11 protein-coding genes are annotated in these 13,157 nt (G+C 54.6%); 7 read left to right on the top strand and 4 right to left on the bottom strand.

Annotated features, from left to right (window positions below; genetic code table 11):
- Window positions 1-288: 288 nt before the first annotated feature.
- From VFA09_12660 to VFA09_12645, 4 genes are all read right to left on the bottom strand, one after another.
- A complete protein-coding gene (locus VFA09_12660; protein ID HZU68121.1) occupies window positions 289-1,059 on the bottom strand; it encodes a hypothetical protein in 771 nt (256 codons plus the stop codon).
- 123 nt (window positions 1,060-1,182) lie between these two features.
- Window positions 1,183-2,187: a radical SAM protein gene (locus VFA09_12655; protein ID HZU68120.1), complete on the bottom strand. Its 1,005-nt coding sequence runs from the start codon at window positions 2,185-2,187 to the stop codon at window positions 1,183-1,185.
- Window positions 2,188-2,202: 15 nt separating this feature from the next.
- The gene (locus tag VFA09_12650) at window positions 2,203-2,919 is read right to left on the bottom strand and encodes a TIGR04282 family arsenosugar biosynthesis glycosyltransferase (protein HZU68119.1); all 717 of its coding nucleotides are present in this window, start codon (window positions 2,917-2,919) and stop codon (window positions 2,203-2,205) included.
- A complete protein-coding gene (locus VFA09_12645) occupies window positions 2,912-3,622 on the bottom strand; it encodes a glycosyltransferase family 2 protein (protein ID HZU68118.1) in 711 nt (236 codons plus the stop codon). The genes VFA09_12650 and VFA09_12645 overlap by 8 nt, the downstream gene beginning before the upstream one ends.
- A gap of 207 nt (window positions 3,623-3,829) precedes the next feature.
- Between VFA09_12645 and VFA09_12640 the strand changes: the two genes are divergently transcribed.
- The 7 genes from VFA09_12640 (at window position 3,830) to cobA (ending at window position 13,127) form a co-directional block, all read left to right on the top strand.
- On the top strand, window positions 3,830-5,452 hold the full coding sequence (locus VFA09_12640) for a glycosyltransferase 87 family protein (GenBank protein HZU68117.1): 1,623 nt from the start codon (window positions 3,830-3,832) through the stop codon (window positions 5,450-5,452).
- Entirely contained in the window at window positions 5,421-7,043 is a 1,623-nt protein-coding gene (locus VFA09_12635) for a molybdopterin-dependent oxidoreductase (GenBank protein ID HZU68116.1), read from the top strand. The genes VFA09_12640 and VFA09_12635 overlap by 32 nt, the downstream gene beginning before the upstream one ends.
- Before the next feature lie 2 nt (window positions 7,044-7,045).
- A complete protein-coding gene (locus tag VFA09_12630) occupies window positions 7,046-7,522 on the top strand; it encodes a hypothetical protein (protein ID HZU68115.1) in 477 nt (158 codons plus the stop codon).
- A gap of 205 nt (window positions 7,523-7,727) precedes the next feature.
- Window positions 7,728-9,200, top strand: a complete 1,473-nt coding sequence (locus tag VFA09_12625; protein HZU68114.1) for an FHA domain-containing protein — start codon at window positions 7,728-7,730, stop codon at window positions 9,198-9,200.
- 390 nt (window positions 9,201-9,590) lie between these two features.
- Window positions 9,591-11,408: an NADPH-dependent assimilatory sulfite reductase hemoprotein subunit gene (locus tag VFA09_12620; protein HZU68113.1), complete on the top strand. Its 1,818-nt coding sequence runs from the start codon at window positions 9,591-9,593 to the stop codon at window positions 11,406-11,408.
- 170 nt (window positions 11,409-11,578) lie between these two features.
- The gene (locus tag VFA09_12615; GenBank protein ID HZU68112.1) at window positions 11,579-12,274 is read left to right on the top strand and encodes a bifunctional precorrin-2 dehydrogenase/sirohydrochlorin ferrochelatase; all 696 of its coding nucleotides are present in this window, start codon (window positions 11,579-11,581) and stop codon (window positions 12,272-12,274) included.
- Window positions 12,267-13,127 (top strand): uroporphyrinogen-III C-methyltransferase, encoded by an 861-nt coding sequence (gene cobA, locus VFA09_12610; protein HZU68111.1) that lies wholly within the window; start codon window positions 12,267-12,269, stop codon window positions 13,125-13,127. Before VFA09_12615 ends, cobA begins: the two co-directional genes overlap by 8 nt.
- Window positions 13,128-13,157 lie beyond the last annotated feature (30 nt).

Here is a 13,157-nt window from a genome sequence, read left to right as displayed (position 1 = left end):
TGCTCTGTCGTCAGAGAAGGAAGGACACAGCGACGTGCGATACAATACATGAGAGGCTTCTCCTTGAGATAAGTTGAGTTTTGTTATGCCTATCTTATCTCTTAGGGCAAGCCTTTCTCTGCAATAATTCACAAGCCCTGTCAAGCTCTGCTAAAGTCATTGCGTTTACTCCCTAATGCATTTATACTTTGACCTTTTATGGTTCACCTACTATATTGTTCCCACGCGGGAAGCGGCAGGAGCCAGCCTCTTTCCTGAACTCGTTTGGGGATTGAAACATTGAAACCGCTACGAAGCCTTCCGACTCTGCCTGTACTCGGCGCTCAGCTGAGAAATCAACTCTTTGGCGCTGAGATAGCTCATATTTTCCGGGTCTTCGGGTTCGGGCTTGCCCAGGTGCTGGCATAATTTGCGGATACTCGCCAGCTGCTGCTCCGTAGCGGTTGCGCTGGCGCTGGTGGCTTTCTCTTCAGTATCCCCGTTGCCGTTTAGCGCAGCTGGTCTGACCGAAGACAGGGGCTTGCGCGCATTGCCATTGCCGTAGCCGCTATTTTCATATGTTGCCGGTGTATACGAGGACCGCTCTACGGGGGCGTCTACGATACGATGCTCCTCATTCAGCTCTGGCGCGAACTGCGTGCCATAACCGAGCGCGGCGAGAGCACGGCCAATCGCGCCGGTTTCAGCCTTCTCGATGAAATCGGGGAAGCTAGCCGCTTTCTCGGATTTCGTGCCGGTTGCGACCCCACCCTTGCCATCTTTCACCGTAGCCCGGAAAACAGCGATACCAGTTGCACGTTTCGTGATTTTTTCACTGCGGCGCGTCTCGCTGTTCCAGGCATACCCCTCTTCCTCGGTTTCGCGGTCGAGGTCGAGATGTACTAATTCAGTTTCGATGGTTCCTTCCGGGCATTGCTCGCGGAACCAGACTAAGCGCCACTGCACGGGCAGGTAATCGGAACTGCCGTTTTTACTCTTCAGTTGAATGACATGCTCGTTCGGGTTGAATGCGCGACTGCGCTGCTCTTCACGTCCGTTTCCGTTGGTATATTCGCTCATCTCTAGCTCCTATCCTGCTATCGATTCGAAAGTTTGTTCTAGAACATTATACAAGTGACAGCGTTTTCTGTCAAGTTCGGTCATGTAGGTATTCTTTTTTGGAGGATGGAAAGAGGAAAATAGCTAGTAGCTCCAGTTCAACCCGCACTGCGAGCAATGTCTCGCCGGGTGGTCGCTCTCGAAAGCTTCGCGGAATGCCCGGTAGCGTTCGCCGTGCCAGATGGCCTCGATTGGCTCCTGGAAAATGTTGCCCAGTACGCGCTCCTCTTTGTACTCCCTGGCGCTTCTGTGGCCGAATGGAGCGAAACAGCATGAGAGGACGTTCCCGCTCGACGTAATGTAGGTCAGCGTATAGGGACGCCGGCAGCCAGACCAGGGACGATCCCCAAAATCCCGTATGAGGCTCTCGACCGGTGTGGCAGAGCCTGCGGCGTTGAAAGCGATACCCCGTTCCTTGCATGCCTGCTCGCAGTGTCGAATCAAATCCAGTTCTTCGCGCGTGGCGCGACGAAATAAGGCCTGTCTGGAACTGGCCAGTCCGTGCTCGAAGTAGACGAGACGCTGCATGTAGACCTCGCGTATACCATTCTCGTACGCCAGGTCGATCAAGCTCGGTAGTTCGTGCAGGTTCTCTTTCATGGCCGTGAACCAGAGCGAGACCGCAGGTTTGCCAGCATTTTGTTCATTTTGCATAGTAATGAAAGCGCGGATGTTGCGCCAGATTTTATCGAAAGCATCTACACCACGCACACGAGCATAGGTTTCGCGTGTCGCGCCATCCATCGAGAGGCGATACTCGTCCAGTCCGGCATCGATCAATTGCTGGCCGCGTTTAGCAGTTAGAGCAATGCCGTTGGAGTTGAAAAGCACGTAGGTTCCGCGCGCTTTGAGATAACTGATCATACGCGCTAGATCTTTGTTGAGTAGCGGTTCGCCAAGGCCGTGCAAGACAACGCGCTCTAAAACCGGGAACTGATCGACGATAGAGCGGAAATCGTCGAAGCTCAGGTCGCGATCATCTTCCCGCGAGAGCAATGTACGCGGGCATTGCTGGCACAACTCATTGCAGCGGCTGGTCGGCTCAATATAGATCGAACGCGGCAGCTTAACTTCGGTTGTCGTTGTCATACAAACTCCTATTTCTCAAAAACCTACCCATGTCAGATCCTTATGGTCGCCCGTTAATCCCTTGTGAATACCTTTTGATAACAGGACAGCGGTTGCCGGAGCAGGCGAACTATCGGCTCTCAGCAATTGTTCCAGGCGCTCCAGGTCTGGCAATTCATCAATATCAAAGAGTGTTTCCAGCGTTGAGACCTTCAGACCCTGGCTCCGTGCCAGCTCGATGGTCATCCGCGCCACCCTGCTCGTACTCATGAGGATGCCGCGAAAGACATCATATGGTTGGCACATGGCAATCAAATAGTAGCCGCCGTCATCCGCCGGGCCCAGCACAACATCAGCTTCATTGAGTTCCTGGCATGCTGCCGCAAGAATATCCTGTTGAATATGTGGCGAATCCGAACCGATGACGATGGTGCGTTTATAGCCCAACTCGTACATGTGTTGAAAGGCATCTAACAGGCGCTCACCAAGATCGGCTCCCTGCTGGGCAAAATAATGCATGTATTGCGCGAGCGATGGCGCCAGGGATGCCATAAAATCGGCGTAATCTACCCTGGATGGCGTATATGCCCAGTAGAGGTCGGCATTGTGTCCCGCAAATTTATAAGCTAGGTCGGTAAGAAATGCCTTGTACAGCAGGATGGCTGCTTCATTACCAATCGCGCGAGCTAAGCGTGTTTTTGTTGTACTGACCTGCGGATAACGAGCCATGATTACAAGTGCGGTATCAGGCATAGATATCTCTCATTCTTGCGTAGCGCAGCGTAGTGCTTAGCATAAAATATCCCGTCTTGATACTGCCGGTGATCGTCCCGGCAACTTTCGAGCGGCCATGACTGCGGCGACGGTAGTGAATGGGCAATTCTACAATTCGATAACGCGCACGCGCAGCCTTGACCAGCATTTCGACAGGCCAGCCAAAGGTCATCTCGCTCATAGCTAGAGCAGCGAGCATTGAGCAGCGCAATACGCGAAAAGATCCGATATCGTGAAGACGCACGCCGTACAATATCTGGATCATGCGGCTCACCAGCCAGTTGCCTATTCGAGCCTGGAGAGGCACCGCGCCTCGTTCAGAGTATTTGCCGGTGCGCGAGCCGATGACAAAATCCGCCTGAAAATTACTGACCGGTGCCAGCATCCTGGGTAGATCAGCAGGGTCGTCGCTGCCATCCCCATCCATGAAAATAACGATCTCAGCCCCCAGGCTGCACGCCGTCTTGAAGCCTTTCAAGCATGCTCTCCCATAGCCACGTACCGGTTCGCAGGCAACAATCGCCCCCGCGCTTCGCGCTACGGCGGCGGTCGCGTCTGTGCTGCCATTGTCCACTACGATCACCCACGAGGCGAAATCCCTGGGGAACTCTGCCAGCAATTGGAGCAGGGCATCTTCTTCATTCAGCGCCGGTATGACAATAGCAATCTTATCGGTCATCATACACGCTCTTTTCTCCTTCTAACTCTAAGACCAACAAGAGGATATACTTGTTTGCCCATGTCTATGTTCCCTATCACGGGGAAAAGGGAGGGATATTTACAAAGCTGGACATTTCACCGCCCGGCGAAGCACTGTCCAGCTTTGTAAATATGTACTGTCCATCTTCGTGCAGAAGGTATGAAAGACTGGAAAGGCTCAGGTTGATTCATGCGAATATTGTACGAGCAGAGAGGCGTACAGATAAAGGCCAGGGCTGTGATGCTTGTTTATCCCTGGTGGCGCCTGCTGGTATTCTGTGCGTTATTTTTACTCTCGGTCATCATCTATATTTTGCTGATTGGTGCGGCACCGTCCAATGATTATGATGTCTTACCATTTCTGCATGTCGAAATACTCAGCTATGTTCCATATTTAGCAGCGTGCATTTTCGTGCTGCTAACCAGGCCAGTGACGGGACGCTGGCACCGGGTCGAAATCGGCACTATCCTTGTAGCTGCGCTTGTATTTCGCGCTATGCTACTGCGCTTACCACCGGGGCTATCTCATGACTCCTGGCGTTATCTGTGGGATGCGCTGGTAACGCTGCACGGCTACAGTCCCTATGTCTATGCTCCCGTTGCGAAAGTCCTGGCGCCGTTGCACAACTCCATACTCTTCGCCAACAGCCGTTTTCGCACCTCGCCCACCATTTATCCACCCGGCGCACAAGCAATCTTCCTGCTGAGTTACCTGCTGAGGGGACCGAACTTATTCTTCCTCAAGGGCATTTTTCTTGTGTTTGATATGGTCACCTGTATCGCGCTAGTTATCTTGCTCGGTCGCAAGGGGCTAGATCAGCGCCGCGTGCTACTCTATGCCTGGTGCCCGTTGCCGATCATCGAATTTGCCGTCGAGGGGCATGTTGATGTGATTACCCTGACGTTCACCATTCTGGCTGTACTCGCCGCGACCAATACCAGCTTGCGCGGGCGGCTGCTGACCGGTTTCCTGATCGGCGTGGCAACGCTCACCAAAATTTATCCCATTCTGTTACTCGTCGCCCTCGCACCATCCCTATCGGTAATCCGCGGGGGCTTTGATGAAACGACGCGGCAAAAGGCCGATAAACCGGCCCCGAATCATCCCCGGCAAATATTCTGGCAAATCATTCGCGGCCTCATGCGCTACCATTCCCCCATCTTCATTACCTGTTGTGTCACGATTGTACTCGGCTACCTGCCCTATTTTATCCTGGGTCATGGACAGGTGATGGGCTATTTTGCCACCTATGCCAACCAGCAGGGAGAAAATGCCGGCATCGTACAACAATTTGTGAGCTGGTGGGGCGCGCGCTACCACCTGCCTCTTGCATCCATCATTTCTCTCGAACATATTACCGGTATTCTGCTCGTAGATGCTGTATCGCTGCTCGTTTTTGTATTGCGTTTATCTGATCGTATCAGCATGGAAGCCGCTACTTTCCTACTGTTCGGGATTATTCTCTCGATTTCGTCCCATGTATTTTCCTGGTACGCCACCACGCTCCTGCTCTGGGTGCCGGTGCTGATCGGCCCGCTCTGGAAGCATAAAATGCTGGTGGGTAGAAGGTTGGCAATTATCGTAGTTTGGTTTTTTACGCTCAGTTCCATCTATGGCTACTTTTTTAAGGGCATACCTGGACGCCCTCACCCGGTGCCCGATTGGACTCCTTATTATAAATTCGTCTACTGGCCGGTAGTGATAGGGCTGGCTGTTGCCGCCATGATCGCGGTTGCGAATCTAGACAGGCGCTGGTGGCTGATAATGAAAGGACTACAACGTGCGAACCATTCAACACAAAAAGGGCATTGATGAAAAACAGCCCCTGGACAGGCCACATAGTATAAAATACTTGCTGGCTTCGAGTCTTGCAGCATTAGCGGCCGGTTTGATAGCATCTTTGCTGGCTGTAATATTGATGGGCATATTACGTCTAGCTGCCGGCGTGCCAACGCCTGTAGAGCTTTTAGGCGATCACGTCCTTAAGCAACTGACCGTTTACCAATTCGTCAATCTTCTGCTGGAATTCAGCCCACATTCTAAAACCATCCCGCTCGGTCTGACCTTGCTGGGTATGATCGCTCTCGGAACAGCGTTTGGACTGCCCTACGCCGCATTTGTACATGCGAGAGTACCGGCGTCAAATAACCGACCCTCGCGGCGTGCATGGCTGGCAGCTGCGTTTCTGGCGCTTGCGATGACTGCAGTTGGTATCATTCTATTCTGGGGCGAGATTGCACAAAGCTTTATTGGTTTACCTTTAGAATGGGCCAGGGTGGTTACGGCGATTGGCCTGCTGGCCGATTTCAGCATCTATAGCCTTGCCCTTTGTCTCATCTGTTACATTCTGTTGCCTGAACAACAGTTTGACAATAATACAGCGATATCACGCGGGCGGCGGCAATTTCTTGCCCGTGCAGGCGTAGCAGCCCTGGGTATTGGTGCGGCAGCAGGCGCGGGGGCAATAGTGAAGGCATATCTGAATAATTATGCTGCCTATGATGGTTCGGAAACATTTCCTATAAATGGTTTCACCGCTCCCATTACTCCTAGCAATGAGCACTACGTTGTCACCCAGAATGCCATCGACCCCACAGTTGATATCACTATCTGGCGGTTGGAAGTAGGAGGGCTTGTCGGGCAGGCTGGAACATACACATACGAGGAAATCCAGAGCCTGCCCTCCGTCTCGCGGGCCATCACGCTTGAATGTATCGCGAGCGGTGTCGGCGGGCATCTCATCAGCACCGCTATCTGGCAGGGTATAAGGCTGCAAACATTGCTGGAAAAACATGGCGGCGCGCAACCTGGCGCCCGTTATATCGCCTTTTATGGCGTCGATGGCTATACCGTGAGCCTGCCACTCGACGAAGTACTCGCCGTCGATCCGATTCTGGCCTGGCGTATGAACGGCGTGGAGCTGCCAATGCGCCATGGCTATCCGCTGCGTGTCTTGATCCCTGGCCGCTATGGCGAGGAAAATCCGAAGTGGCTCACACGTGTCGAATTAACCGATCATTTCGTGGGCGGCCTCTACTCAGATCAGGGATGGTACAATGGGCCATTGCACACCATCACGCGCATTGACCGTCCCTTTGGCCATATCCCATTCAGTTCCCGTATTCAAATCGGCGGCATCGCCTTCGCGGGGAATCGGGGCATCTCAAAGGTAGAGGTCAGTGTCGATGGTGGTACATCATGGAATTCAGCGAAGCTTGACCCGCCGCTTTCCCAGGACACGTGGGTGCTATGGACCTGGGAGTGGACGCCGCTGCTTCCAGGCCGCTACAAGCTCGTTGCGCGTTCGACCGACGGCACCGGAGCGGTTCAAACGAGCAAGAAAACAGGCACCGTACCCGGCGGTGGAACCGGCTATCACTTCGTAACTGTACAGGTAGGTTGAATATGTTGAAATCGAGCCAGTATAGTAGGGGCGACTCTTGCTCCGCTCTGGAGTGGCGCGAGGAATCTCACCAGTTCCTGGAACACTATTACTTTGAACGCTATGTGCTGGAGGTCTGTATTGCCACGCTGGAACACGGTGGAACGACCTCCAGCCCGGATACGTATCAATTCCTCTCGTTTGTCGAAGCGTGGGGACTACCGAAATATCCTGATCGGACGGTGATCTTGCCACCGGATGCGAATCTTGCCGGAGAAGTGACGGCATTCATTCATAAGAACGCCGACTTTTTCAAGGAGAAAAATTGTTGGCTCGGCACCTGGATCAACCCACAAACAAACTATTGCTACCTCGATATTACCTGCATTTATACGTGCCTGGATGACGCTCGACGCGAGGCAATCGCCCTCTGTCATAGAGCGCAACGCAAGATAGTTGCGCTCTACGATTTTAAACGCGAACGGACAGTGTATCTTTAAGCAGCGGCATCGATCACATGATATACTCTTCACGTGGGACAAATATTCCTCCAACCTTAAGCGTCGACAATCGTAAATGAAGGCGAAGAATTGTTAATGCTGTGACGGTTTGCTGTGTACGTTACCAGATGCTCGCGGCAATCATATAAGCGGCTTGAAAAATGTATCATAAAGCAAGCAAAACAAGTCTGAAGGAGAGAGAAGAATGGATGCCAGGTTTTACAATAGCGAAGAAATAGATATTGAACGGCTCGCCAATGATCTTGAAAATATGTACCGCATCCAGGGCTACCAGGTGCAGCAGATCGGCGGTGGAAACCAGGTAATGGTACAGTTGAAGAAAGGCGGCGACCTGGAGGCCCTGATCGGTCTTCAGGCAGCTTTGAGCGTAATTCTCCAGCGCACTTCGGGCGGCGTCGTGGCGATGATCGGGCAGCAAAAATGGATAGATAAAGCCGCCGTGGGCGCGGTTGGCCTGGTCGCTGCCCCCGTCCTGTGGCCGCTGATGATTACCGCGGGCGCGGGCGCCATTCGCCAGGCCAGCCTGGGCAACCAGGTACTCAACGCCGTGGACAGCCTGATACATCAACAGTACCCAAATGTACGCTTAGGACCTGTCCCGGTGCAAATCATGCCCATGCTTCAGCAGCAGTGGGCGCCACCTCCACCACAGTACCTGCCACCTCCCCAGGTGCCGCAGTATGTTCCACCCGCCTCCAACGTGGTCAATGCCTTGCCTGCCACATCTGCTAAGCTGCGCTGCCCCAGCTGCAACACCCCTTATGAGGAAGGAGATACATTCTGTAGCGGGTGTGGGAAGTCACTAAAGACGCTGTGTCCAAATTGTAAGGCGGAGATCAAGCCCGGACTGGCTTTCTGCCCGAAGTGCGGCGCCTCGACGTTCCAGGCGAGTTCGCCTTCACAGGCGACCATTTTGCCTTCGACCCCTGCGCCGGCGCCAACCATTCCGGCATATACTCCGCCAGCTCAGCAACAGCCACCAACTCAGCAGAAACCGCCTGTGCCCGTTTATACCCCTCCGGCGCAACCGCCTAAGCCAGCGCCGCAGCCACCGGCACAACCGCAGCCATACGTGCCACCTACGCCGCAGGAGCCACCGGTAATGCCGAAGCCAACGATTACGATGATACCGGGATCAGCTAAACCGGAGATACCGCCCGCGCCGCAGCCGCCCAGAAAGCCCTCTGTTCCGGTCTATACGCCTCCGGTGCAACCACAACCGGTGCAACCGGCTCCGACCACAATACAGACGGATGTCTCGCCGTCATCGCAGACCATACCGGCTCGCAAACCTATTGTGCCAAAACCGGCTAACCAATCAGCATTCGATCCCAATGCCGTATGGGGTGTCCTGACCTTTAGCGACGGGAAAGAGATAAGACTTTCCGGCGAACGCGCCATGGTGGGACGCGCCGACCACGATATCGGCGGCCTCGATCCAGAGGTAGACCTGAGTACTATGCAAGGGTCTGATACCGTCTCGCGCATTCACGCCACGCTTGAGCATATCGGCAGCACCTACACGCTCACCGACTTGAATAGCACCAACTCTACGCGCGTCAACGGCAAGCGCCTGGAACCCGATAAGCCCACTCCTATCAAAGATGGCGATACACTCCAATTCGGTAAAGTGTCCTGCACCTTTAAGAAGGCTTAATCAAACCACCTGTATTCGGAAGAAGCCCTCACCAACCGGTGAGGGCTTCTTCTCTTCTGCCAGAAACAAAACCCCATCTAAAGACTTGACATTCCCTGCCTTTGACTGTATAGTAGTAAAGGATATAGTTAATATTGTTGATCAACATCATCAACAATATGCCTTAACATAACTGCGTCAACATGTTGCCCTGGCCATGCGCGTGGTGATGCATTGTTCTTACATCCCTGGTGCTTTACTACTAAGAGGAGTGATGCAACAGGCTATGCCATAGGGGGAAGGCAACGAAGCCTGGTTTTCATCCTTTGCCTGGGTATTTTTTGTCATTTTCCCCTACATTAGCTGAGAAGGCAGTGACGCTGTTCTTTCATTTCAAGGAGAGGAACGGGAATGTCTGATCAAGAAGAGAAGCCAAAGAATTTGCTCGAACTGGGTCCTGGCGAGGGAAGCAAAGTTGAGCATATCAAGCGCGAGAGCAACTATCTGCGGGGGCAGATAGCTGAAGAACTTGCCCAGGATAGCCCGCGTTTCACCGAGGCCCAGGTGCAGCTCATCAAGTTCCACGGCATTTACCAGCAAGAAGACCGCGACTTCCGCCACGCGCGCAAGCCCGGCGAGGATAAAGCCTACCAGCTCATGGTACGCTCGCGTATTCCCGGTGGCGTGCTGACGGCTGAACAGTACCTGGTAGAAGACGAACTTGCCGGACGCTATGGCAACGGTACGCTGCGCATCACCACGCGCCAGAGCTTCCAGTTGCATGGCGTCCTGAAAAGAGACGTGCATGCCACCATCCACGCGATTAATGAGGCGTTACTATCCACCATGTCCGCCTGTGGCGATGTGAACCGCAACGTCATGGCCTGTCCCGCTCCTATTCATGATGGCGCCCATAAACAAGTAGCAGAGATGGCTCATCGCATTGCCATGCACCTGGCTCCCCACAGTCGTGCTTATCATGAAATCTGGGTCGATGGCGAGCAGGTAAAGACGGTAGAGCAACCCGCGGATGAAGTAGTCGAGCCAATTTATGGCCCCACCTATTTACCGCGCAAATTCAAGATCGGCGTTGCCTTTCCCGGCGATAACTGTATCGATGTCTATACCCAGGATATTGGTCTTGTCGCCTGTATCGAACAGGATCAATTAATTGGCTTCACCGTCCTGGTCGGCGGCGGCATGGGTATGACGCACGGCAAAACCGAGACCTATCCGCGGCTCGCTACACCTCTCTGCTTTGCCACCGTCGATGAAGTGCTGGAAGTGGCGGAGACGATTGTGACCATCCAGCGCGATTATGGTGACCGGCAGAACCGCAAGCACGCGCGTATGAAATATGTGGTTGAGGAGCGCGGCATCGCCTGGTTCCGCGAGGAACTTGAAGGCAGGCTGGGCCGCAAGGTACAGGACCCACGCGAGCTAAGCTGGCATGATATAGAGGATCATCTTGGCTGGCACGAACAGGGCGATGGACGCTGGTTCCTGGGCCTGTATGTTGAGAATGGTCGCATTCAAGATGATGAAACCATGCAACTGCGCACCGGCCTGCGCCATGTTATCTCCGAATTTCGTCCCGGCGTTCACCTGACTGCTCAACAGAACATACTGTTGACTGATATATCCGAGGCCCAACGCGTTCCCATCACGTCATTGCTCGCTGAATATGGCATAGCGATGAACCCGGCTGAAGTGGGCACGCGCCGCCTGGCGCTGGCCTGCCCGGCATTGCCGACCTGCGGATTGGCGCTGGCCGAGGCCGAGCGCGCATTGCCGGCGGTGGTACGGGAAATTGAGGCGGACTTGCAGGCGTTGGGGCTGGCCGGTGAGCCCCTGAGTATGCGCATGACGGGCTGCCCGAACGGCTGCGCGCGCCCCTTTATGGGCGATATCGGCTTTGTGGGTCGCACCAAGGATGTCTACAACGTGTACATCGGCGGCGACCTGCTCAACACGCGCCTGAACATCCTGTACGCGCCCTCAGTACGCACGCACGATTTAGCGCCAACCATTCGTCCTCTCCTGGTTTTATGGCGCGATGAACGCCTGCCGGGTGAAGCTTTCGGCGATTTTTGCTACCGCGTCGGCATCGATTACCTGCGGGCAAAGATAGGCGAGCAACTTCCGGCCAGCAATGGACATTCCCACAATGACCACGTCAAAGAACACGTACCGGCCAGGGCGTTGGCGCAGCCGATTGCAGGTGACTGAAAAATTTATGGTGATGCCGTGGGCACGATCAATCGGCGATGGGCACGATGAATCGATGGTGGGCCGATCAATCGGCGGTGGGCACGATAAATCGGCCCCTACGGTGCTGTAGGCCCCGATTTATCGCGGGCATCGCCGATTTATCGGCCCCACGCCAGGAGTAAATATAAATGCCGAACTACTATCCTGTAATGCTCGATGTTCGTGGCCGTTTGGCCATTGTCATTGGTGGCGACCGGGTGGCCGCCGAAAAAGCCGCCGGGCTTAGCGCCAGTGGCGCTGAAGTACGCGTAATAGCTCCTCAATTCTGCGAGGAATTGTTGAAGCAGGCCGAACATAAGCGTGTTACGTTGCGCTATAAAGCCTACGAGCCGGGCGACCTGGCCGGGGCCTTGGTCGTCGTTGCGGCGACCAACGATCCGCAGCTCATCCAGGACATCTGGAATGAGACGCAGGAACGCGGGCAACTGGTCAATATCGTAGACGTTCCTGCCTATTGCTCGTTCATCCTGCCCTCGATCCTGCGCCGCGAACCGCTGACAATCGCCGTCTCAACTGAGGGCACCAACCCCAGCCTTGCTAAGCGCATTCGCCACGACCTGGAAGAAATCTTTCCACCCGCCTATGGCACCTACCTGCAATTAGCGGCCCTGGCTCGCGCATACTTGCGGCAGCATGGCGTCTCGTATGAGCAGCGCGATGAATTCTTCAATGACTACCACACTTCAGAGGTGTTGAAGGAACTCGTTGAAGGAGATGTTGCGCAGGCGACGGCTATCACTTCGTCTCTTTTGCAACAATATGGCATTGAGGTTCCGGCGAAGACATTGGCGGCAGGGCTTGAAGAGGAGCGAGCATATGCGTAAGGAACGGTTGATCGAGTCCACCAGTGATGAACTTATCCAAATTAATACAGCGACGGGGGCCGATTTATCGGCCCGCAAGCCCGGCAAAGTCTACCTCGTCGGCGCGGGACCCGCTGATCCTGATCTGATCACCGTCAAGGGGTTGCGCTGCCTGCGTGTGGCCGATGTGGTGATTTATGATAGCCTGGCCAGCCCGCAACTACTTGAAGAGGCGCATCCGCGGGCGGAGCGCGTCTACGTCGGCAAGAGGGCCGGCCACCACTGTATGAAACAGGAGCAGATAAATGCGCTACTTATTCAGTATGCGCAGCAGGGTCAGATAGTGGTGCGATTGAAAGGTGGCGACCCGTTCGTCTTCGGGCGCGGCGGTGAAGAGGCGCTGGCGTTGGCGCAGGCCGGTATCCCGTTTGAGGTTGTGCCCGGTGTCAGTTCGGCCATTGCTGTACCCGCCTACGCGGGCATACCGGTCACGCATCGCCACCTCGCGTCCTCGGTAACGATTGTGACCGGGCACGAAGATGCCGCGCATACCTTCTCGCGCGTGGATTGGGAAGCGCTGGCAAAGCTGGATGGCACACTGGTCATCCTGATGGGGGTCGCCACGCTAGCACATATCGTCGAACGCCTGCGAAACGGCGGTCTCCATCCCGATACCCCCGCGGCAGTTATCCAGGAAGGCACTGTGCCTGAGCAGCGCGTGGTGACGGGGACGCTGGAAACAATTGCCGACCGCGCCATCAGAGCCGGTATCACTTCCCCGGCAGTCGTGGTCATCGGCGCGGTCGTCTCATTGCATGAAGCTCTCGCCTGGTACGAGGCGATGCGCGCGGATACTGGCAAAGTAACGGTGTAAAAGACACCTGTTGGAAGAAAGGTTTCAAGG

This window comes from Ktedonobacteraceae bacterium (genome assembly GCA_035653615.1).
GTDB lineage: Bacteria > Chloroflexota > Ktedonobacteria > Ktedonobacterales > Ktedonobacteraceae > DASRBN01.
Note: the sequence above shows the minus strand (reverse complement) of the source record. Positions and strands in the feature narration are given on the sequence as shown.